This window comes from Halomonas sp. DN3, from assembly GCF_024137905.1.
In the GTDB taxonomy this organism is placed as follows: Bacteria; Pseudomonadota; Gammaproteobacteria; order Pseudomonadales; family Halomonadaceae; genus Halomonas; species Halomonas litopenaei.
In genome coordinates this window covers 2,672,418-2,692,355 of sequence record NZ_CP099965.1, presented here as the reverse complement: position 1 = coordinate 2,692,355, position 19,938 = coordinate 2,672,418, and the positions used below count along the sequence as shown (strand labels likewise).

The following is a 19,938-nucleotide window of genomic DNA, read 5'->3' as shown; positions in this document are numbered from 1 at the left end:
GCCTTTAACGATAGAGCCAAGGAGCGCCGTTGAGGACCTCAGGCCCGTTCGCGCGATGTCGGTGTGGCACTCGCGAAGTATTCCTCGAGCCGTTCTTGGGCCTCGTCGCCGAACAGGATTCGGGCGGCCTCATCGAGGCCAGGTGACCCGTGCAGGGTCTGAGTGTCCACCACCAGGGCGATCTTGGAGCGGCGGCGCAGGAAGTCCTCGAGTCGTGTGATCATCTCTCGCCGGGCGGCGTGCTCGAGCTCGCAGCGCAGGTATTCGGTACCCTCGATCAACAGCTCTCCCTGTCGCGGGTCCTGGCGGATCTGCTCCAGCATGTCGAAGGCGTTGAGGCCGTAGCGACGCCACAGGCGCTTGCTCAGAGGTTCACTGGACGAGGAAGGGGTGCGCTCATCGAGGCCCAGCAGGCTTGCCTGGTGCAGGAATTCTCGCCTGTCCGTGTTGGAAGGTTCGCCGTACCAGCGGGCGCGGGGCTGTGGCAGCTCGAGGCCTAGTCGTTGCACCTCTCTGACGATCTCCTCGCCGACGTTGAGGCAGTCGGTGAGCTTGCCGCCAAAGATGCTGATATGGCGCTCATTGGCGTTGATGTCGATGGCATGCTTGCGCGACATCTGGAGAAAGTCGCGGCCATTGCCGGCGTTGGCCTTGACCGCCAGCGGGCGCACGCCGCAGCGAGTGGCGATGATGTCCGAACGGTCGAGCGGGCGCTTCAGGCTCAGGCGCTTGTTGATGTTGTCCAGCACGAAGTCGATGTCGGGGTCGCTGATCGCGACCTCCGGGCGCTCTTCCTTGGTGTCGGTGGTGCCGATGCAGGTGCGCGGCCCCATGGGAATGGCGAAGAACAGCCGCCCGTCGTCGGCAAAGAAGGCCAGCACCCGCTGGCGCTCGGACAGCCGTGGCACGATCAGGTGGATGCCCTTGGAATAGGCGTGGTGGTGATCGGTGGTCTGTCGGCTCAAGGCGTTATGGTCGTCCACCCAAGGGCCGGTGGCATTGATGATGATTCCGGCGCGCAGGCTGAAGGTCTCGCCGCTCTGGTTGTCCCGGGCGTCAACGACCCAGCCGTTGTCACTGCGCCGTGCCCCCCGCGACTCGACGTAGTTGGCCGCCGCCGCGCCGTAGTCCAGCGCCGAGCGTACGAAGCTATAGACGAAGCGGGCATCGTTGTCATGCAGGTAGGCGTCGGAGTACTCGAAGCCACCGATCGCCGCACGCGTATCGACCAGTGGCTCGCGTCGGTTGATGCCTTTTGGCGTCAAGTAGCGCGGCAGTCGGGTGAAGGCGTTGCCCATCAGCCAGTACAGCCAGGTGCCCGCCCAGAGCATGCGAGGGTGATAGCGAAAGCCCCTGTCGATGGTGGTCAGAAAGCGAATTTCCTGGACCGTCGACGGAAAGCTCCTGATCAGGTGGTTGCGGCTCTTGCATAGCTTGCGCACCAGCGAAAAGTCATAGCTTTCCATGTACTTGATGCCGCCCCACACCAGATTGGACGAGTGCTGACTGGTCTCGCCGGCGAAGTCGCCACGGTCGATCAAGGCCACCCGGGCGCCCTTGCCGGCCAGCGCGGCGGCGCTGGCGGCGCCGTTGATGCCGGCGCCGATGATCAGTACATCGAAGTGCTCCTCCTTCAGGCGCTGAAGGTTGGCGTCACGTAGTTGCATGCATGTCCCCCGCGGTTCCTGAAGGAGTCGGGACGTAAAGCCCCGGTGTGGTCAGTCTTCGTCGCGCTCCCGGTTCATGGGCCGTTGTACTGCCTTCTTTTCACTCTTCGTCGCGCTCCCAGTTCATGGTCCGTCGCACGGCCTTTTTCCATCCCTTGTAGCGTCGTTCCCGTTCGGCGTCTTCCATGGCAGGCGTAAAGGTGCGTTCGATGTCGCCCCGGGTGGCGAGCTCCGGCAGGTTCCACATGCCCACCGCGATCCCCGCCAGGTAGGCCGCCCCCAGGGCGGTGCTCTCGATGACCCTGGGGCGTTCGACGTCGACCGCCAGCATGTCAGCCTGGAATTGCATCATGATGTTATTGGCGACGGCGCCGCCGTCGACCCGCAGGGCCTTGAGGGTGATCCCCGAGTCCTTCTGCATGGCGTCTATGATGTCTCGCGTCTGGTAGGCCAGGGCGTCCAGGGTGGCGCGGGTGATATGCTCCTTGCCGGAGCCTCGGGTCAGGCCGAAGATCGCTCCACGGGCGTACATGTCCCAGTAAGGAGCGCCGAGGCCGGCGAAGGCGGGGACCACGTAGACACCACCGGCATCCTCGACCTTGCTGGCGTAGTATTCGGAGTCTTCCGCCGAGTCGATCATCTTGAGTTCGTCGCGCAGCCACTGCACCGCCGCGCCGGCGATGAAGATCGATCCTTCCAGCGCATAGGTGACCTTGCCGTCGAGCCCCCAGGCGATGGTGGTCAGCAGACCCGAGGTCGAAGGAACCGGGGTCTCGCCGGTATTCATCAGCAGAAAACAGCCGGTACCGTAGGTGTTCTTGACCATGCCCTTGTCGAAGCAGGCCTGGCCGAACAGGGCGGCTTGCTGATCACCGGCGATGCCGGCGATGGGGATCTGGGCGCCACCGAACATTTCCTTGGCGGTGGTACCGTAGACCTCGCTGGATGGCCTGACCTCGGGCAGCATCGCCCGGGGAATATCGAGGGCCTCGAGCAGTCGGTCGTCCCAGTCGAGCCGCTTGATGTCGAACAGCATGGTGCGCGAGGCGTTGGAGACATCGGTCAGGTGGCGTTCGCCGCGGGTCAGGTTCCACACCAGCCAGCTGTCCATGGTGCCAAACAGCAGATCGCCGGCCTCGGCGCGCTGCTGGGCACCGTCCACCTGGTCGAGGATCCAGCGAATCTTGGTGGCGGAGAAGTAGGCGTCGACCACCAGGCCGGTGGTGTCGCGGATATGGGCTTCCAGCCCCTGGGCCTTGAGCTCGTCGCATAGCGGTGCGGTGCGTCGATCCTGCCAGACGATGGCGTTGTGGATCGGTTTGCCGGTGTGCCGGTCCCAGATCAGGGTGGTCTCGCGCTGGTTGGTGATGCCGATGGCGGCTACCTGGGACGGCTTGACGCCCTGGGTTTCCAGCACTTCTCGTGCGACTCCCATCTGGCTGCCCCAGATCTCCATGGCATCGTGTTCCACCTGGCCTGGCTTGGGGTAGTGCTGGGTGAATTCCTTCTGCGCGATGCCGACGATGCGGGTGTCCTGGTCGAACAGGATGGCCCGGCAGCTGGTGGTGCCCTGATCAAAGGCGAGAATATAGCGTGTTGGCATGTTCCGGTGTCCTGACGGTTGTTGTGGTCGAGCGATACCTTCACCTTCGGTGAGCAGACGGTTTCCGTCTAGTGCTGCCGGCAGGGACATGGCCAGATGCAGCGACGTCGGGTGCCCCTATGCAACGTCGCCGCCGCGGGTGATCAATGGTCGTACGAGGCCACAACAAGTTCGTTATCGAAAATAAAGGTAGCGTTGAGGTCGTGAACGAACAACCAGAGCGCGAAAGTTTTCGATAGCACTTTGGTCGTGGCATCTGGAGAGCAGGGGAAGAACGTCGCCTCGGCTGGGTTTGTGCGCCAAGGCGTCCACGGGGCCGAAGAGGAATCGGGATGGCCTGATGTTTTCGCAAGATGACACAGAGCTGCTGGGCCAGGCCAGGTGCAGGATCAGGCCAGGTGCAGGGCGACCCCGTGTTCCTGCAGTAGCCGTGCGATGGCCTCCGGTGGCTCACGATCGGTGAACAGGGCGTCGAGTTGGGATACGTTGCCCTGGCGCACCACCGGGTTGCGGTGAAACTTGGAGTGATCGGCGGCCAGAAACACCTGACGTGAGTTCTCGATAATCGCCTGAGCGACGCGGACTTCCTGATAGTCGAACTCGAGCAGGGAGCCGTCCTGATCGATGCCGCTGATCCCGATCAGCCCAATGTCCACCTTGAACTGATGGATGAAGTCGATGGTCGCCTCGCCGATGATCCCGCCGTCACGGGGTCTGACCTGGCCGCCGGCGACGATCACCTTGAAGTCTTCCTTGTGATGCAGGATGGACGCCACGTTGAGGTTGTTGGTGATGATCTCCAGGCCCTGATGCTCAAGCAGTGCCTCGGCCACCAGTTCATTGCTGGTGCCGATATTGATGAACAGCGAGGCGTGGTGGGGCACCTGGCGCGCCACGGCATCGGCGATGCGTCGTTTGGCGTCGAGGTTGAGCGTCTTGCGGGTGGCGTAGGCGGTATTGACGGTGCTCGACTCGAGGCCCGCGCCACCGTGGACTCGGCGCAAGCGGCCTTCGCTTGCGAGTGTGTTGAGGTCGCGGCGGATGGTCTGAGGGGTCACCGCGAAGTGATCGGTCAACTGCTCGATGCTGGCGTATCCCTGGCGACTGACCAGTGCAATGATGGCGTCCTGACGCTGCTGCTGGTTCATCCCGATTGCCCTTGTGCTTGGAAGGCCTTGAAAGATGGAAAGCCCTTGTGCCTGAAAGGCCCCTGACAGACGGAAGGCCTCGATAGATGGAAAGCCCTTGTGCATCGATGGCCCTGGAACAGGCAGGCCCTGGTGAATGGAACATCCTGGTACATTGCCGGCGAGGACGTCGCTTTGGCGACGCCGATGAGGCTGTCGTGGATCTCGCTTCACCAGACGCATTCCCGATGATCGTAAACGAACGCGACCGGATTTGGCGATGGTGGAATCGCGCTGCGGTGAAGGCGTTCGAGACGCCGCACGCGCCCCTCGAAGGAAAAAATCATTCGGTGAACTCAAGGGCTTGCAAAATTCTGCCGAAGGCGTAGAATTCGCATCCGTTGTCAGCAGCGAGGGTGGTGACTCCCTCGTTTCGGCAGCCGTGTAGGACCATAGCTCAGTTGGTTAGAGCGCCACGTTGACATCGTGGAGGTCGGCGGTTCAAATCCGCCTGGTCCTACCAGCTAGATCGCACATCGAGTGATGCAGGACCATAGCTCAGTTGGTTAGAGCGCCACGTTGACATCGTGGAGGTCGGCGGTTCAAATCCGCCTGGTCCTACCAGCACTACCTCGCAGTGCCATTGCAAGGCGTATTGCGACGTGCCATCTCGCTTTCCTGCTTCAGGACCATAGCTCAGTTGGTTAGAGCGCCACGTTGACATCGTGGAGGTCGGCGGTTCAAATCCGCCTGGTCCTACCAGATTACAGACAAAAGCCCCGCGGCCTCGCCTCGGGGCTTTTGTCGTTTCTAGGGTCGTCGCCGTCGCCGGTGTTTGGCAACTGCTGCCATCGCCTGATCAACGCAGTGGCCAAGCCGCGGGTGGGCATTGAAGTGAGTGCGCCGCCTCTGGGGCGGCGCGATTCATCCGTTCGGACGGTTCAGGCGTCGCCGAGCCCGCTCAAGCGGCGGAAGGTGGCCACCAGGCGCTCGATGCCGGCCTGGTCGTCTTCGCTGAAGCGCCCCTGGTCGGGGCTGTCCAGGTCGAGCACGCCCCATAGTTCACCGTCCTTGTCGAGCACCGGTACCACCAGCTCGGAGCGCGAGGCGCTGTCGCAGGCGATATGGTCCGCGACCGCGTGGACGTCGTCGACGCGTTGGGTCTGGCGGCTGCGGGCGGCGGCGCCACAGACACCCTTGTCGAAGGGGATCGGATGGCAGGCTGGCTTGCCCTGAAAGGGGCCCAGGGACAGCATGCGCGGCTGGCGCTGCAGATAGAAGCCGACCCAGTTGAGGCGCGGGACTTCCTGCATGATGAAGGCCGAGGTCTGGGCGGCGTTGGTCAGCCAGTCGCCGGAGTCGAGCAGGGCGGTGAGCTGGCGGTCGAGAAGATCGTAGGAAGACATGTCGAGTGTGGCAGTGTCCGCGGGTGAAAACGGCGAGGCCGGCCCTGGGGCCGGCCTCGAGAGGGAGTGCGCGTCAGGCTTACTTCCAGCCAGGAACGGCGGCGCCCTTGAACAGCTCTTCTGCCTTGGCGGCGACTTCGTCGCTCTGGTAGGCGTCGACCAGCTGCTGGATCTCCTCGCGATCCTCGTCGCCACCGCGCACGGCGATGATGTTGACGTAGGGCGACTCGGGGCCTTCCTTGACCAGGGCGTCGTCCAGGGTCAGGCCGGCCGGCTGGGCGAAGGTGTTGTTGATGAAGGCCATATCCACGTCGGGCAGTACGCGCGGCAGCTGGGCCGCCTCGATCTCGCGGAAGTCGAAGTCGTGGGGGTTTTCCACGATATTCAGCGGCGTGGCTTCCAGATTTTCGGGGTCGTCCAGAGTGATCAGGCCCTCGTTGTGGAGCAGGATCAGTGAGCGGCCTTCGTTGGACGGGTCGTTGGGCAGCGCGATGGTGGCGCCCTCGGGCAGGTCCTCGATGCTCTCGTACTTCTCGGAGTAGGCCCCGATCGGGTAGACGAAGGTGCGCCCGGCGATGGCGAAGTCGTAGCCGCGGTCGTTGACCATGGCGTTCATGTAGGGCTCGTGCTGGTAGGCGTTGGCGTCGAGGCTGCCGTCGGCCAGGGCGGCGTTGGGCGTCACGTAGTCGGTGAACTCGATGATCTCGATCTCCAGACCATAGCGCTCCTCGGCCAGATCGGCGGCGACCTGCATGACGTCGGTCTCGGGGCCGGCGACGGTGCCCACCTTCAGGCTGTGCTCATCGGCGTTGGCCTGGCTGATCGCCAGTGACAGGGTGGAAAGCGCCAGGGCGCCCAGCAGTGTCTTGCGCATTTTCAGTGTCTCCCGAAACGGTGTGTGACGTGTGTGGCGATGTTAATGGAATAACACGTCTTTCGCTAATGCAATTTGGTTATTAAGGCCATGCAGGGTGCATGTCACTTGTGGTCACTCTTGCGCACCAGATAGTCACCCAGGCTCTGGAAGGCCTGAACCATGACCACCAGGATGGCAACGGTGATCAGCATGATGGTCGGATTGAAGCGGTTGTAGCCGTAGCGAATGCCCAGGTCGCCAAGACCACCTCCGCCCACGGCGCCGGCCATGGCCGAGTAGCTGACCAGGGTCACCGCGGTGACGGTCAGGGCGGTGAAGATGCCCCCGCGGGCCTCCGGCAGCAGTACCTTGGTGATGATCTGCCACGGGGTGGCGCCCATGGACTGGGCGGCTTCCACCAGCCCGGGAGAAATCTCGTTCAGTGCGCCCTCGACCAGGCGTGCGATAAACGGAATCGCGGCGATGGTCAGCGGCACGGCGGCAGCGTTGGTGCCGATGGACGACCCCACCAGCATGCGCGTGAACGGAATGATCGCCACCATCAGGATGATGAAGGGGATCGAGCGGCCGATGTTGGTGATGATGCCGAGGACCGACTGCAACACCGGCTGGGCCAGGATCTGGCCCGGGCGAGTGACATACAGAAGCACGCCCAGAGGGATGCCGACCAGGGCCGCGATCACACCGGACACCGCCACCATATAGAGAGTGTCGAGGGTGGCTTCGAGGATGAGGTTAAACATCGCGCTGGACATGGCCAAGCACCTCCACTGTCAGGTCGTGAGATTGCAGGTAGGCGAGGGCGCGCCGGGTGTCCTCGGCGTCCCCCATCAGTTCGGCGATCATCAGGCCCAGGGTTCGCTCCTGGATGGACTCGACCTTGGCCTGCAGAATGCTGACGTCCACGCCGCACTCCCGCGCCAGCCGCGAGATCAGGGGAGTGGACACGGCGTCGCCGGAAAACGCCAGGCGTACCACCGGATGCGAATTCGGCCCGGGTGTCTGCTCGAGGCGGTCGATCAGCTCCCTGGGCGGTTCGAGTTCGAGGAATTCGTTGAGGAAGTCGCGGCCGAGCTGAGTGCGCGGGGCGGTGAAGAAGTCACCGACATCGGCTTCCTCGACCAGCCTGCCACCGGAGATCAGGCTGACGCGATGGCAGATCGACTTGACCACCTCCATCTCGTGGGTGATCAGCAGAATGGTCAACCCGAGCTTCTGGTTGATGTCCTTGAGCAGTTCGAGGATCGAGGCGGTGGTGTGGGGGTCCAGCGCCGAGGTGGCCTCGTCGCACAGCAGTACCTGAGGACGGCTGGCCAGGGCGCGGGCGATGGCCACGCGCTGCTTCTGACCGCCGGACAGCTGTGCCGGATACTGCTGGGCCTTGTCGGCCAGGCCGACCAGCTCCAGCAGAGGCGTGACGCGCTTGGTGATCTCGTCGCGCTTGACGCCCATCAGTTCCAGCGGCAGAGCGACGTTGGCGAATACCGTGCGCGAGGTCAGCAGGTTGAAGTGCTGGAAGATCATGCCGATACGGTGGCGCGCCTGATTGAGGGCGGGGCCGGAGAGGCTGGTCAACGTCTGGCCATCCACCTCCACGGTGCCGGAGGTAGGCCGCTCGAGCAGGTTGACGCAGCGAATCAGCGTCGACTTGCCGGCGCCGGACAGGCCGATGACGCCGTGAATCTGCCCCTGGGGTACGTGCAGGTCGACGTCGGCTAGCGCCTTGACGGCGCGTGAGCCGGCACCAAAGGTCTTGGAAAGGTTGGTCAGTCGTATCATCTCAGCTACCGGGTGGGCACCGAGGGACCTGGGCGGGCAAGAGAACGGCAATGGGCAGGCATAAAAAAAGGCCACCCTGACGGGTGGCCATCAACGCTGGACACACCCTTTTAGCTGCACTTCATGCACCGACGCCTTGTGAGCGTCGCGGCACGGGCGCCCGCAATCCGGGTACAAATCGGCGCCTAAAAATGTAGCGGGCAAGGATAGGGCGAGCGAAGGACCCTGTCAATCGTTTACGCATAGCCGCTGGCAAGGTCTTTCGAGGTAGGCGCCACGTCGTAGTGGATCCGCCCGCCGGACGCCGTGACTGGCGATAGGTTTTCTGAACAATAGCGCAAGCGTGGACCTTTGGAGGCGCGGCTTCTAGACTGGGCCGGTTCGGGGAAGGCCCCGTGATGGCAAGGAGATAAAGATGTTCACCGGTATCGTTCAGGGCACCGCCGAGGTGGTCGAGATCAAGGAAGCGGAGGCCTTTCGCAGCCATCTGGTGCGGTTGCCGCGTCACCTGTGTGAAGGCTTGGAGCTGGGCGCATCGGTGGCCCACAACGGGGTCTGTCTGACCGTCACCGATATCGATGGGGATCTGGTCAGCTTCGACCTGATGCGCGAAACCCTGCGGGTCACCAATCTCGGCGGTCTGAGCGTCGGTGATCGCGTCAACGTCGAGCGGGCGGCGCGCTTCGGTGACGAGATCGGCGGGCACGCCATGTCCGGTCACGTCATGGGGCAGGCGGAGCTGGTGGAGCTCGACGAGGCACCCAGCAACCGTCGCCTGTGGTTCCTGTTGCCGCAAGGGCTCGAGCGCTTTGTCTTTGCCAAGGGCTACATCGGCGTGGACGGCATCAGCCTGACCATTGGTGAGTTGCGCAACGATACCCGGGGGCCGGCCTTTTGCGTCGACCTGATCCCGGAAACGCTGGCCCGTACCACACTGGCCGACCGTCGCCCGGGAGACAGGGTCAATCTCGAGATCGATCCCCAGACCCAGGCCATCGTCGAGACGGTAGAGCGGGTCATGGCGGCCAGGGGCTGAGCGTCGACAAGTACCTTTGCAGCCAAGTGCTGTAGCTTTGTGCCGCAGCGCCCGGACGGGCGTCGGCGGTGGTCTCCCTCGCTTGAGAAGCTGCTAACTTAACCGGATGTAACATTCCTTTAAGTGCACCGACCGTGATCAGCGAGGGACTACCATGAAAATGACAGCCAAGGCATTGGCGACAGGCGTGTGCGCCGCAGCGGCGTTGGGAATTGCCACGGCTGCCGTGGCCCAGGATCTGTCTCCCTGGGTGGACAGCGAGGGCACCATCTCCCTGCCGGACAACTTCCGCACCGAGATGGCGCATCTGGGCTCCTGGTTCGTGCCCGAAGGGGACGCCAGTGGCTTCCATAACGTCTATACCGAGCCCGAGAGCGTCGCGTCCTTCCGCGAGAACGGGGTCTTCCCCGACGGCGCCGTGCTGGTCAAGGAGTTGCGGGCACACAGCACCGGCGACTACACCACCGGCGCCGGGGTGAGCTACGAGAACGAGACCATCAAGCAGTGGTTCGTGATGGTCAAGGACTCCACCGACCGCTTTGCCGACAGCAATGGCAGTTGGGGCGATGGCTGGGGTTGGGCGCTGTTCAAGACCGATGATCCTTCCACCAACGTTTCGGCCGACTACAAGGCCGACTGTCTTGGCTGTCATGTCCCGGCCCAGGACAAGGACTGGATCTATACCGAAGCCTATCCGATTCTGGTAGAGTAGCGCGCCTTCGAGAGTCGCCGACATCGGGCGCGGTACGGCGGACTCGCCGTACCGCGCCCGATGTGCGTTTGGCCCCGGCCGATCGTCGAGGGCTGGGATGCCGCTTTATGGGGCGGGCAGCCTTGCTTGACGTGGTGGCGCTGGAGGTCGCGCGGACGACCCTGCGTGCTCCCTGTGCGTTGGCCAGGTTGTGCAGGATCGTCGTGATTCCCTGGACGGCCTGCTATATGGTGTCACTAGTCGCAGGGTGGCAGGGCGCGTTCGGCGAACTCTCGTCCTGGACACTCCCCTATTGACTCCACGTGCAGGACCCAGCGCATGTCCAACCAGCAGCCTGAACCGAGCTCCGGCAAGAGCCCGCTCGATCGCTTCTTCAAGCTCAGTGAGCACCGCACCACCGTCAAGACGGAGGTGATCGCCGGGATCACCACCTTCCTGACCATGGCGTACATCATCTTTGTCAACCCGAGCATCCTGTCCGAGGCGGGCATGGACTACGGGGCGGTCTTCGTGGCGACCTGTGTCGCCGCCGCGGTGGGCTGTCTGGTAATGGGGCTGTGGGCCAACTATCCCATCGCTCTGGCGCCAGGCATGGGTTTGAACGCCTTCTTTACCTACGGTGTGGTGCTGGGCATGGGCTACACCTGGGAGGCAGCGCTGGGAGCGGTCTTCCTGTCCGGTGTTACCTTCTTTCTGCTCAGCATCTTTCGCATCCGCGAGTGGATCATCAACTCGATTCCGATCACCTTGAGACTCGGCATCGCGGCGGGTATCGGTCTGTTTCTGGCCATGGTCGCGATGAAGAATGCCGGCATCATCGTCGACAACCCGGCCACCCTGGTGTCGGTGGGCGATCTGTCCGAGCCGGCCCCGCTGTACGCCCTGGCCGGGTTCTTCGTGATTACCGCGCTGGCCCATCTGCGCGTCACCGGGGCGGTGATGATCGGTATTCTGGGGGTGACCCTGGTGGCCATGCTGCTGGGCCACAATGAATTCAGCGGGGTGGTGTCGATGCCGCCGTCGATCGCGCCGACCTTGATGTCCATGGACCTGGCCGGTGCCTTCGATGTGGCCATGATCAGCGTGGTCTTTGCCTTCCTGTTCGTAGATCTGTTCGACACCTCCGGTACCCTGGTGGGCGTTGCCCATCGCGGTGGCCTGCTCGACAAGGACGGCAAGCTGCCGCGCCTGGGTCGTGCGTTGATGGCGGACTCCACCGCCTCCATGGCCGGTGCTGCCCTCGGCACCTCGACCACCACCAGCTATGTGGAAAGCACCGCCGGCATCGCCGCCGGTGGGCGTACCGGTCTGACCGCCGTGGTGGTCGCGGTACTGTTTCTGGCCAGCCTTTTCTTCGCTCCGCTGGCGGGCTCCATTCCGGCCTATGCCACCGCGGGGGCGCTCCTGTACGTGGCGTCGCTGATGGCGGGAAGCCTTGCCCATGCCGACTGGGACGACGCCACCGAGGCGGCGCCGGTATTGATCGCCGCCCTGGCCATGCCGCTGACCTTCTCCATCGCCGAAGGTATCGCCTTCGGCTTCGTCAGCTACGTGGCGATCAAGGCCCTGTCCGGTCGCTTCAAGGACCTGAACGCCGCCGTGGTGATCCTCGGTGTACTGTTCGCGATCAAGATGATCTACCTCGATTGAGCCCATCGGGCTGACCGGGGCTGGCTGGCCAGGACCGGCTGAGCCGGCAGGTTGGCCAGCCCCGCCGTGCGGCGCCGAGACAAGGCGCCGCATGTGTCATGCATTCTTCTTTCGACCCCTAGCGAGAACCGCCATGAGTATCTACGGCGACTACATCAAGTCCGTCATTCGCACCGTTCCCGACTGGCCCCAGCCGGGTGTCAACTTTCGTGACATCACCCCGCTACTGCAGAACAGTGCGGCCTTTCGCAAGCTGATCGACAGCTTTGTGCACCGCTATCAGGAGATGGATCTGGACGCCATCGCCGCCATCGACGCCCGCGGTTTCATCGTCGGCGCGCCGGTGGCCTACGAGCTGGGCTGCAGTTTTGTGCCGGTACGCAAGAAGGGCAAACTGCCGTTCAAGACCATCAGTCAGACCTACACCCTGGAATACGGCCAGGCCGAGGTAGAGCTGCACTCGGATGCCTTCCGCGATGGCGACCGTATCCTGGTGGTGGACGACCTGATTGCCACCGGTGGCACCATGCTGGCCGCGGCCGAACTGATCAGCCGCAGCGGGGGACATGTGGTGGAGACGTCTGCCATCGTCGATCTGCCGGATCTCGGCGGCTCCCAGAGAATCCGTGACTCTGGCCACAGCGTGTTCGCCGTGTGTTCCTTCACCGAGGACGAGTGACCCATGAGCAGTCAACGCTACCATCGCCATTTCGTGGTGTCCTGGGACCAGCTTCATCGCGACGTGCGCGAGCTGTGTCATCGCCTGATCGAGCGCGATACCAAGGGCATCATTGCGATCACCCGGGGTGGGCTGATTCCGGCCGCGCTGATCGCTCGGGAGCTCAATGTTCGCCTGATCGACACCGTCTGCATCAAGAGCTACGACCATATGGAGCAGGACAGCCTCGAGGTGCTCAAGGGCGTGGATCACGACGGCGAAGGATGGCTGCTGGTCGATGATCTGGTGGACACCGGCAAGACCGCGCGCAAGGTGCGCGAGATGCTGCCCAAGGCGCACTTCGTGACCATCTACGCCAAGCCCGAGGGTCGTCCGCTGGTGGATCAGTACCTCACCGAGGTCGCCCAGGACTGCTGGATCCAGTTCCCCTGGGACATGGGCGTGGCCTACGTCGAGCCCCTGGCGGACCAGCGGCGGTGAGCGACATGGGTCAGGTATTGCCCGACAGCTGGGAGCGCTGGCTCGGAGCCGAGTTCCAGGCGCCCTACATGCAGCAGCTCAAGGCGTTTCTGGCGGCAGAGAAGGCCGCCAGGAAGACCATCTATCCGCACTCGTCGGACTGGTTTCGGGCCTTCGAGCTGACGCCGCTGGACGAGGTACGAGTGGTGATCCTGGGGCAAGATCCCTACCACGGTCCTGGCCAGGCTCATGGGTTGTGCTTTTCGGTGCGCGAGGGCGTCAAGCCGCCGCCGTCACTGGTCAATATCTACAAGGAGCTGGCCCAGGACCTGGGGGTGACTCCGGTCAACCACGGCCACCTCGAGGCCTGGGCGCGCCAGGGGGTGTTGCTGCTCAACACCTCCTTGACGGTGGAGGAGGGCAACGCCGGCTCCCACCGGGGCAAGGGATGGGAGACCTTCACCGACCGCGCCATCGAGACCGTCAACGCCGAGGCGCCGCCCTGTGTCTTTCTGCTGTGGGGCAGCCACGCCCGCCAGAAGAAGGCGCTGGTGGATCAGGAGCGTCATCTGGTGCTGGAGTCGCCGCACCCGTCGCCGTTGTCGGCCCACCGCGGCTTTTTCGGCAATCACCATTTCTCTCGGGCCAACGCCTTTCTCGCCGAGCATGGGAGATCCCCGGTAGATTGGCAGCTGCCGCCGACTCCATGAACGTGTTGGGCGGACGGCGTGGTCGTCCGCCGGCTTTCGGTGCACGCTGCGGGTTAACCTGACGCGGCGTTGCAGGTAGAATGGCGCGCAATTTGTCGCCCGCGTCCATGCGACGAAGGTCGTCCAAGCACCACCTCCCGTTATCAAAGAGGACTCGCCAATGAGCGTCCATGCCATCGATCACCCCCTGGTCCAGCACAAACTCGGTCTGATGCGTGAAGCCGGCATCAGCACCAAGAGCTTCCGTGAACTGGCCGGCGAGGTGGCAAAACTGCTCACCTACGAGGCGACCCAGGACCTGGAGTTGCAGGACTACGACATCGATGGCTGGAGTGGCGAGACCATCACCGTCAAGCAGCTCAAGGGCAAGAAGGTCACCATCGTACCGATCCTGCGAGCGGGACTTGGCATGCTGGAAGGTGTCACCGACCTGATTCCCAGTGCAAGGGTCAGCGTGGTCGGTCTCTACCGCGATGAAGAGACCCTCGAGCCAGTGCCCTATTTCTCCAAGTTCGCCAACGACCTGGACGAGCGCATGGCGGTGGTCATCGATCCGATGCTGGCCACCGGGGGTTCCATGGTGGCCACCCTGGACATGCTGCGCGATCGCGGCTGCCAGTTGATGCGAGTGATCGTGCTGGTGGCGGCGCCCGAAGGCATCCGTCGCGTTCAGGAAGCCTATCCGGATATCGAGATCTACACCGCCTCGGTGGACGAGCGCCTCGACGAAAACGGTTATATCGTGCCGGGACTGGGCGACGCCGGGGACAAGATCTTCGGTACCCGCTAAGCACGCGATATCCCGCCAATGCCACGGCCAGACTATCCAGCGGTGGCATTTTACCCAGTGGTTTCATGCCTATGATCGAAAGCAGACATTTCAGGTGAAATGTCTGCTTTGCTGTGTCCGCAATTCAGTTGGGCGGGAACGCAGTTCAGCCATTGTCCGTCTGGACAGACGCCGCGCTCTCGTTGTGGCTGTCGGTGGTTGATTCAAGAATCAAGGAGGCATGGATGAAGTTGTTGCGTGTGGCAGCTAGTGCTGCAGTAATTCTGAGTCTGGCGGCAAGCGTTCAAGCTGGGGGGATACGCCCCGACTGCGATGCTGAAAAGGTCGCCAAGAATGCGGCACTCGAGGCCACGGTGGGGGTGTCTGGTCGTTGCACCGAAGATCGCGCCGTGGAAAACGCCAAGGACAACGTCAATGATCGTGTCGATGACGCCCGGGACGGGGTCGCGGATCACGTCGGCGATGTTCGGGGTGGGGTTTCCGATCGGGTGGATACTGCACACGACAGCGTCGAGCGAGCGGACGGGAAGGTCGATGATGCGCTGGATAAGCCAGTGCGTACGCTGTTGAACTGACGTCAGCGGGTTCTCCCGCCTCCGTCGTGCGCCCAATGTTCCTTTGCGAACATTGGGCGCTTTTTTTTTCTGGAAACAACATCTGCACCAATGCTCAGCTATCAGAGAGGTGGCTTTTCGCATTAGACAAAAGTTGGTGGCGGTGGAAAAGAAAAGCAAAAACAATAGGATGAGACATAAAAAGGGCGTCTTCTAGCGCGTAGTGGGGCCTTTCGTTTAAAAACATCACGGGCGAGTAGAGATTCTCTACTACCGTACAGATGACGCCCCTCGGAGACGAGGGGAACCTCTGCGCGAAAGAGTACGCCCATGTCCCTGATCCTCGACGGCGTCACCCGCAAGGTGGCGAGCGAGACCCACATCGATGACGTCAGCCTGACCCTGGAGCCGGGTTCCTTCAATGTCCTGCTGGGCCGCACCCTGGCCGGCAAGACCAGCCTGATGCGCCTGATGGCCGGGCTGGACCAGCCGACCCGGGGGCGCATCCTGATGCAGGGTGAAGACGTGACCGGCAAGGGGGTGCGCCAACGCAACGTGGCGATGGTCTACCAGCAGTTCATCAACTACCCCCATCAGAGTGTCTTCGACAATATTGCCTCTCCGCTGAAGCTGGCCCGTGTCGCCAAGAGCGAGATCCAGCGGCGTGTCCACGAGATCGCTGAGCTGCTGCACATCGAAGGCCTGCTCGACCGCCAGCCGCTGGAGCTGTCCGGTGGCCAGCAGCAGCGCACCGCCATGGCACGGGCACTGGTCAAGGACGCGGACCTGGTGCTGTTCGATGAGCCTCTGGTCAACCTCGACTACAAGCTGCGCGAGGAGTTTCGCGAGGAGTTGAGTGCCTTGTTCGCCCGGCGTGACTGCATCGCGGTCTACGCCACCACCGAACCGGCGGAAGCGCTGGCGCTGGGTGGCAATACGGCAATTCTGCACGAGGGGCGCCTGGTTCAGCATGGCCCGACCGCTACGGTGTTCCGCCAGCCGGCCTCCCTGACCGCGGCGGAGATGTTCTCCGAACCCCCCATCAATGTGCTGGAAGGGCGTATCCGCGACGGTGAGGTCAGCTTCGACGACGAGGTGCACTTTCCGCTCGATGAAGCTCTGGCGGCGCTTGACGAGGGCAGCTACCGCTTCGGTGTGCGGCCGGCTCATCTGGCCATGCAGCCCCGGGCGGACGATGACCTGGCGCTTGACGTCAAGGTTGAGCTGGCCGAGATCAGTGGCTCCGAGACCTTCCTGCACGTGGGCAACGAGAGGATGTCGCTGGTGGCGCATCTTCCCGGTGTTCACAGCTTTCGTGTGGATGAGCCGATCACACTCCATGTACCGGTGCATCGCCTGTTCGTGTTCGACATGGATGGCAAGACCCTGCACGTGCCGCCGGAAGCCGGTGACGGTGGGGGGCGTCCGACGCTTCCGTCTTCACGGCAGGCACCGCCGGCTTCGGCGTCAGGGGAGGAGCGCTAGCATGGCCGAAATTCGCCTTTCACAGTTGGCGCACAGCTATTCGGCGTCGCCTTCGACGCGCAGCGACTACGCCATCGAACAGATGGATCACGTGTGGGAGCAGGGTGGTGCCTATGCCCTGCTGGGGCCATCCGGCTGCGGCAAGTCGACCCTGCTCAATATCATCTCCGGGCTGCTGGTGCCTTCCCAGGGCGAGGTGCGCTTCGACGGGGTCATGGTCAACGAGCTGCCGCCTGAAGAGCGCAACATCGCCCAGGTGTTTCAGTTCCCGGTGGTCTACGACACCATGACGGTCTACGACAACCTGGCCTTCCCGCTGCGCAACGTGAAGACCCCGGAGGAGCGGGTTCGCGAGAGGGTCGAGGAGGTCGCGGATATCCTTGATCTGACCGACCGCCTGGCCAGCAAGGCGCGCAACCTCAGCGCCGACGAGAAACAGAAGGTGTCCATGGGGCGTGGCCTGGTCCGAGATGATGTGGCGGCCATCCTGTTCGACGAGCCACTGACGGTGATCGACCCGCAGCTCAAGTGGAAGTTGCGGCGCAAGCTGAAGGAGATCCATCAGCGCTTCGCCATCACCATGATCTACGTGACCCATGATCAACTCGAAGCCTCGACCTTTGCCGACAAGATTGCGGTGATGTACGACGGTCGAATCGTCCAGTTCGGCACCCCGCGCGAGCTGTTCGAAAGCCCCGCTCACACCTTCGTCGGCTACTTCATCGGTAGTCCCGGCATGAACTTCTTCACGCCATGCATCGATGGCGACAACATCCTGATCGACGGCCAGCGCCTCGAACTGTCCGCCGCGATGCACCGCTCGCTGCTTGATGCTCGTGAACGCAGCGACAACCTCAAGCTGGGCATTCGTCCGGAATTCATCGAGCTTGCCGAGGACGGCACGAGCGGCACCCTCAGCGCCGTGGTGGACCACTGCCAGGATCTCGGGACCTACTCGATCTTGACGCTGGCGCTAAACCAGGCGCGCTTCAAGGTGCGCGTGGAGGAGGGCGGGCTCGCGCTTTCCGGGCGCGTATCGGTGCGTTTCCCTGAAAGATGGCTGACTTTGTACGTAGACGAATCCCGGGTAGAGGTGGCGTCATGAATCTCTGTATCGATCTGCAGTGTCGTCCACCGCAAAAGCAAGACCGGTTGGGCCGCTCTCTACGTGCAGATGAATCACGTGTAGAGGTGGCGTCATGAATCTCTGTATCGATCTGCAGTGTCGTCCACCGCAAAAGCAAGACCGGTTGGGCCGCTCTCTACGTGCAGATGAATCCCGTATAGAGGTGGCGTCATGAACAAGGTCCCCAATAATCGCGCCTGGTGGCTGGTGCTGCCGATGCTGGCGCTGGTCGCCTTCTCGGCCATCGTGCCGCTGATGACGGTGGTCAACTACTCGGTGCAGGACGTCTTCGACGCCAATACCCGCTTCTTCACCGGCACCGAATGGTTCGTCAAGATGCTCAACGATCCGGCGCTGCAGGCGGCGCTGGCCCGGCAGTTTGCGTTTTCGCTGACCATTCTGGCGATTCAGGTGCCGCTGGGGGTGGGGATCGCGCTGTTGATGCCCAAGCGTGGGTGGCGGGCGTCGCTGGTGTTGATCCTGGTGACCTTGCCCTTGTTGATCCCGTGGAACGTGGTGGGCAGCATCTGGCAGATCTTCACCCGTGGCGACATCGGTCTGATGGGCTGGAGCCTGCGCCAGATCGGCTATCCCTACAACATCACCTCGAGTCCGCTGGACGCCTGGGTGACCATCGTGCTGATGGATGTCTGGCACTGGACCTCGCTGATCGCACTGCTCTGCTATAGCGGTCTGCAGGCGATTCCAGAGGCCTACTATCAGGCGGCGCGCATCGATCGCGCTTCACGCTGGGCGGTGTTTCGCTATATCCAGCTACCCAAGCTCACCAACGTACTGGTGATCGGGGTGCTGCTGCGTTTCATGCATTCCTTCATGATCTACGCCGAACCCTTCGTGTTGACCGGCGGTGGGCCGGGAAGCGCGACCACCTTCCTCAGTCAATCGCTGGCGATCATGGCCACCGCCCAGTTCGATGTAGGGCCTTCGGCGGCCTTTTCGCTGATCTACTTCCTGATCATCCTGCTGGTCTGCTGGGTGTTCTATACCGCCATCATGAATCTGCAGAAGGACCGGCAGGGAGGGGCGCGCCATGACTGATTCCACGCCATCCAGTCCCGACCAGGTGCGAAAGCGCGCGGAAAAGGAGGCGGCCCGCCGCCGTCGACAGGGCCGTTCGACAGGACGACGCTTTCGCAGTGGCTTCTTGATGCTGGCCTACATCGTGTTTGTACTGCTGCCGATCTACTGGCTGGTCAACATGTCGCTGCAGACCAATAGCGAGATCCTCGGCGAGCTGACCCTGTGGCCGCAATCGCTGACCCTGGCCAACTACGCCAAGATATTCACCGACCCGAGCTGGTACATGGGCTACGTCAACTCGATTACCTATGTGTTGATGAACATGGCGATCAGCATGAGCGTGGCGCTGCCGGCGGCCTATGCCTTCAGTCGCTACCGTTTCATCGGTGACAAGCACCTGTTCTTCTGGCTGTTGACCAACATGATGGCGCCGCCGGCGGTGTTCCTGCTGCCGTACTTTCAGCTCTACTACACGGTGGGCCTTTTCGATACCCACATCGCCGTGGCGCTGGCCCACTGTCTGTTCAATATTCCGCTGGCGGTATGGATCCTCGAAGGCTTCATGTCCAGCGTGCCCAAGGAGATCGACGAGACCGCCTTTATTGATGGTTACAGCTTCCCGCGCTTCTTCGTCCAGGTGTTCATTCCGATGATTCGCTCCGGCATCGGCGTGACGCTGTTCTTCCTGTTCATGTTCTCCTGGGTCGAGCTGTTGCTGGCACGCACTCTGACCTCCACCGAGGCCCAGCCCATCGCCTCGGTGATGACGCGAACCTCGACCGCCTCGGGCATCGACTGGGGCACCCTGGCGGCGGCCGGGGTACTGACCATCGTGCCCGGCATCGTGGTGGTGTTCTTCGTGCGCCATCACATCGCCAAGGGCTTTGCCCTGGGCCGGACCTGAGGAGCACCGACATGGACTGGATGGTATGGACCCTGCCCACGGCGATCTTCTTTGGTGTCATTGCGCTGTTGCTGGTGGTCATGACGACCTGGGAGCTGGTATCGCCGACGCGGGAACGGCGCGGTTTTCTGCCGATCAGCACCACCCGGGGGGACCGTTTCTTCATCGGCATGCTGTCGGCGGCCTACATCCATCTGGCGGTCGTGGGCTTCACCAGCCTGAGTCTGTGGCTGGCGCTGGGCGTATCGGTGGTGTGGATGCTGGTCCTGCTGCGATGGGGCTAGCGGGGGCCAGGCTCCCTTCGACGACAACGATCGACCTGACGGTCGACGA

General features: G+C 62.9%; 21 protein-coding genes and 3 tRNA genes. 17 read left to right on the top strand and 7 right to left on the bottom strand.

The genetic code is table 11. The annotated features are described in order from the left end of the window. Positions 1 to 38 precede the first annotated feature (38 nt). The 3 genes from NKF27_RS11670 to NKF27_RS11660 all read right to left on the bottom strand — a co-directional run bounded on the left by NKF27_RS11670 (position 39) and on the right by NKF27_RS11660 (position 4,418). Complete coding sequence (locus NKF27_RS11670) at positions 39 to 1,667, bottom strand: glycerol-3-phosphate dehydrogenase/oxidase (RefSeq protein WP_253551769.1); 1,629 nt, start codon at positions 1,665 to 1,667, stop codon at positions 39 to 41. A 100-nt stretch (positions 1,668 to 1,767) separates the two neighbouring features. Then, positions 1,768 to 3,270 (bottom strand): glycerol kinase GlpK, encoded by a 1,503-nt coding sequence (glpK, locus tag NKF27_RS11665; protein ID WP_222516522.1) that lies wholly within the window; start codon positions 3,268 to 3,270, stop codon positions 1,768 to 1,770. A 389-nt stretch (positions 3,271 to 3,659) separates the two neighbouring features. Continuing rightward, positions 3,660 to 4,418 carry a DeoR/GlpR family transcriptional regulator gene (locus NKF27_RS11660; RefSeq protein ID WP_108133093.1) on the bottom strand — a complete coding sequence of 253 codons (759 nt, stop codon included), beginning with the start codon at positions 4,416 to 4,418 and terminating at the stop codon, positions 3,660 to 3,662. 107 nt (positions 4,419 to 4,525) lie between these two features. On the opposite strand from NKF27_RS11660, the gene NKF27_RS11655 reads away from it, so the two are divergent. From NKF27_RS11655 to NKF27_RS11640, 4 genes are all read left to right on the top strand, one after another. Further along, positions 4,526 to 4,786, top strand: coding sequence for a hypothetical protein (locus NKF27_RS11655; protein ID WP_253551767.1), 261 nt, complete (start codon positions 4,526 to 4,528; stop codon positions 4,784 to 4,786). Between the two features lie 57 nt (positions 4,787 to 4,843). Further along, positions 4,844 to 4,920: transfer RNA gene (locus NKF27_RS11650), tRNA-Val, on the top strand. A 24-nt stretch (positions 4,921 to 4,944) separates the two neighbouring features. Continuing rightward, positions 4,945 to 5,021: transfer RNA gene (locus tag NKF27_RS11645), tRNA-Val, on the top strand. A gap of 61 nt (positions 5,022 to 5,082) precedes the next feature. After that, positions 5,083 to 5,159: transfer RNA gene (locus NKF27_RS11640), tRNA-Val, on the top strand. Positions 5,160 to 5,338: 179 nt separating this feature from the next. Here the strand turns inward: NKF27_RS11640 and NKF27_RS11635 are convergent. The 4 genes from NKF27_RS11635 to NKF27_RS11620 form a co-directional block, all read right to left on the bottom strand. Continuing rightward, positions 5,339 to 5,803: a GAF domain-containing protein gene (locus NKF27_RS11635; protein ID WP_045992475.1), complete on the bottom strand. Its 465-nt coding sequence runs from the start codon at positions 5,801 to 5,803 to the stop codon at positions 5,339 to 5,341. A 79-nt stretch (positions 5,804 to 5,882) separates the two neighbouring features. Continuing rightward, a complete protein-coding gene (locus tag NKF27_RS11630) occupies positions 5,883 to 6,677 on the bottom strand; it encodes a MetQ/NlpA family ABC transporter substrate-binding protein (RefSeq protein WP_045992474.1) in 795 nt (264 codons plus the stop codon). A 104-nt stretch (positions 6,678 to 6,781) separates the two neighbouring features. Then, complete coding sequence (locus tag NKF27_RS11625; RefSeq protein ID WP_045992473.1) at positions 6,782 to 7,435, bottom strand: methionine ABC transporter permease; 654 nt, start codon at positions 7,433 to 7,435, stop codon at positions 6,782 to 6,784. Continuing rightward, positions 7,416 to 8,459, bottom strand: a complete 1,044-nt coding sequence (locus tag NKF27_RS11620; RefSeq protein ID WP_045992472.1) for a methionine ABC transporter ATP-binding protein — start codon at positions 8,457 to 8,459, stop codon at positions 7,416 to 7,418. Before NKF27_RS11620 ends, NKF27_RS11625 begins: the two co-directional genes overlap by 20 nt. A 415-nt stretch (positions 8,460 to 8,874) precedes the next feature. Between NKF27_RS11620 and NKF27_RS11615 the strand changes: the two genes are divergently transcribed. The 13 genes from NKF27_RS11615 (at position 8,875) to NKF27_RS11555 (ending at position 19,889) form a co-directional block, all read left to right on the top strand. Next, complete coding sequence (locus NKF27_RS11615; RefSeq protein WP_253551765.1) at positions 8,875 to 9,495, top strand: riboflavin synthase subunit alpha; 621 nt, start codon at positions 8,875 to 8,877, stop codon at positions 9,493 to 9,495. Positions 9,496 to 9,649: 154 nt separating this feature from the next. Continuing rightward, positions 9,650 to 10,207: a cytochrome P460 family protein gene (locus NKF27_RS11610; RefSeq protein WP_231498667.1), complete on the top strand. Its 558-nt coding sequence runs from the start codon at positions 9,650 to 9,652 to the stop codon at positions 10,205 to 10,207. Positions 10,208 to 10,525: 318 nt separating this feature from the next. After that, positions 10,526 to 11,857, top strand: a complete 1,332-nt coding sequence (locus tag NKF27_RS11605) for an NCS2 family permease (protein WP_045992468.1) — start codon at positions 10,526 to 10,528, stop codon at positions 11,855 to 11,857. Positions 11,858 to 11,990: 133 nt separating this feature from the next. After that, complete coding sequence (locus NKF27_RS11600) at positions 11,991 to 12,536, top strand: adenine phosphoribosyltransferase (RefSeq protein ID WP_253551763.1); 546 nt, start codon at positions 11,991 to 11,993, stop codon at positions 12,534 to 12,536. Between the two features lie 3 nt (positions 12,537 to 12,539). Next, a complete protein-coding gene (gpt, locus tag NKF27_RS11595; RefSeq protein ID WP_045994212.1) occupies positions 12,540 to 13,016 on the top strand; it encodes a xanthine phosphoribosyltransferase in 477 nt (158 codons plus the stop codon). Positions 13,017 to 13,021: 5 nt separating this feature from the next. Further along, complete coding sequence (gene ung / locus NKF27_RS11590; protein WP_253551761.1) at positions 13,022 to 13,705, top strand: uracil-DNA glycosylase; 684 nt, start codon at positions 13,022 to 13,024, stop codon at positions 13,703 to 13,705. A gap of 160 nt (positions 13,706 to 13,865) precedes the next feature. Continuing rightward, positions 13,866 to 14,495: a uracil phosphoribosyltransferase gene (gene upp, locus NKF27_RS11585; protein ID WP_045994211.1), complete on the top strand. Its 630-nt coding sequence runs from the start codon at positions 13,866 to 13,868 to the stop codon at positions 14,493 to 14,495. Positions 14,496 to 14,719: 224 nt separating this feature from the next. Continuing rightward, a complete protein-coding gene (locus tag NKF27_RS11580; protein WP_253551759.1) occupies positions 14,720 to 15,070 on the top strand; it encodes a hypothetical protein in 351 nt (116 codons plus the stop codon). Between the two features lie 309 nt (positions 15,071 to 15,379). Beyond that, entirely contained in the window at positions 15,380 to 16,534 is a 1,155-nt protein-coding gene (locus NKF27_RS11575) for an ABC transporter ATP-binding protein (RefSeq protein WP_253551758.1), read from the top strand. Position 16,535: 1 nt separating this feature from the next. After that, the gene (locus NKF27_RS11570) at positions 16,536 to 17,639 is read left to right on the top strand and encodes an ABC transporter ATP-binding protein (protein WP_253551756.1); all 1,104 of its coding nucleotides are present in this window, start codon (positions 16,536 to 16,538) and stop codon (positions 17,637 to 17,639) included. A 192-nt stretch (positions 17,640 to 17,831) separates the two neighbouring features. After that, positions 17,832 to 18,719 (top strand): carbohydrate ABC transporter permease, encoded by an 888-nt coding sequence (locus tag NKF27_RS11565; RefSeq protein WP_045994208.1) that lies wholly within the window; start codon positions 17,832 to 17,834, stop codon positions 18,717 to 18,719. Between the two features lie 109 nt (positions 18,720 to 18,828). Then, entirely contained in the window at positions 18,829 to 19,605 is a 777-nt protein-coding gene (locus tag NKF27_RS11560; RefSeq protein ID WP_253556464.1) for a carbohydrate ABC transporter permease, read from the top strand. 11 nt (positions 19,606 to 19,616) lie between these two features. Further along, on the top strand, positions 19,617 to 19,889 hold the full coding sequence (locus NKF27_RS11555) for a DUF2160 domain-containing protein (protein WP_108133102.1): 273 nt from the start codon (positions 19,617 to 19,619) through the stop codon (positions 19,887 to 19,889). Positions 19,890 to 19,938 lie beyond the last annotated feature (49 nt).

What these genes read in the sequence shown, in the direction of transcription:
- NKF27_RS11625 (WP_045992473.1), bottom strand. Translation starts at nt 7,435, where the DNA reads ATGTCCAGCGCGATGTTTAACCTCATCCTCGAAGCCACCCTCGACACT.
- NKF27_RS11660 (WP_108133093.1), bottom strand. Translation starts at nt 4,418, where the DNA reads ATGAACCAGCAGCAGCGTCAGGACGCCATCATTGCACTGGTCAGTCGC.
- NKF27_RS11635 (WP_045992475.1), bottom strand. Translation starts at nt 5,803, where the DNA reads ATGTCTTCCTACGATCTTCTCGACCGCCAGCTCACCGCCCTGCTCGAC.
- NKF27_RS11560 (WP_253556464.1), top strand. Translation starts at nt 18,829, where the DNA reads ATGCTGGCCTACATCGTGTTTGTACTGCTGCCGATCTACTGGCTGGTC.
- gpt (WP_045994212.1), top strand. Translation starts at nt 12,540, where the DNA reads ATGAGCAGTCAACGCTACCATCGCCATTTCGTGGTGTCCTGGGACCAG.
- NKF27_RS11670 (WP_253551769.1), bottom strand. Translation starts at nt 1,667, where the DNA reads ATGCAACTACGTGACGCCAACCTTCAGCGCCTGAAGGAGGAGCACTTC.
- NKF27_RS11570 (WP_253551756.1), top strand. Translation starts at nt 16,536, where the DNA reads ATGGCCGAAATTCGCCTTTCACAGTTGGCGCACAGCTATTCGGCGTCG.
- NKF27_RS11610 (WP_231498667.1), top strand. Translation starts at nt 9,650, where the DNA reads ATGAAAATGACAGCCAAGGCATTGGCGACAGGCGTGTGCGCCGCAGCG.
- NKF27_RS11630 (WP_045992474.1), bottom strand. Translation starts at nt 6,677, where the DNA reads ATGCGCAAGACACTGCTGGGCGCCCTGGCGCTTTCCACCCTGTCACTG.
- NKF27_RS11565 (WP_045994208.1), top strand. Translation starts at nt 17,832, where the DNA reads ATGAACAAGGTCCCCAATAATCGCGCCTGGTGGCTGGTGCTGCCGATG.
- NKF27_RS11605 (WP_045992468.1), top strand. Translation starts at nt 10,526, where the DNA reads ATGTCCAACCAGCAGCCTGAACCGAGCTCCGGCAAGAGCCCGCTCGAT.
- NKF27_RS11615 (WP_253551765.1), top strand. Translation starts at nt 8,875, where the DNA reads ATGTTCACCGGTATCGTTCAGGGCACCGCCGAGGTGGTCGAGATCAAG.
- NKF27_RS11620 (WP_045992472.1), bottom strand. Translation starts at nt 8,459, where the DNA reads ATGATACGACTGACCAACCTTTCCAAGACCTTTGGTGCCGGCTCACGC.
- NKF27_RS11555 (WP_108133102.1), top strand. Translation starts at nt 19,617, where the DNA reads ATGGACTGGATGGTATGGACCCTGCCCACGGCGATCTTCTTTGGTGTC.
- NKF27_RS11600 (WP_253551763.1), top strand. Translation starts at nt 11,991, where the DNA reads ATGAGTATCTACGGCGACTACATCAAGTCCGTCATTCGCACCGTTCCC.
- NKF27_RS11580 (WP_253551759.1), top strand. Translation starts at nt 14,720, where the DNA reads ATGAAGTTGTTGCGTGTGGCAGCTAGTGCTGCAGTAATTCTGAGTCTG.
- ung (WP_253551761.1), top strand. Translation starts at nt 13,022, where the DNA reads ATGGGTCAGGTATTGCCCGACAGCTGGGAGCGCTGGCTCGGAGCCGAG.
- NKF27_RS11575 (WP_253551758.1), top strand. Translation starts at nt 15,380, where the DNA reads ATGTCCCTGATCCTCGACGGCGTCACCCGCAAGGTGGCGAGCGAGACC.
- glpK (WP_222516522.1), bottom strand. Translation starts at nt 3,270, where the DNA reads ATGCCAACACGCTATATTCTCGCCTTTGATCAGGGCACCACCAGCTGC.
- upp (WP_045994211.1), top strand. Translation starts at nt 13,866, where the DNA reads ATGAGCGTCCATGCCATCGATCACCCCCTGGTCCAGCACAAACTCGGT.
- NKF27_RS11655 (WP_253551767.1), top strand. Translation starts at nt 4,526, where the DNA reads ATGGCCCTGGAACAGGCAGGCCCTGGTGAATGGAACATCCTGGTACAT.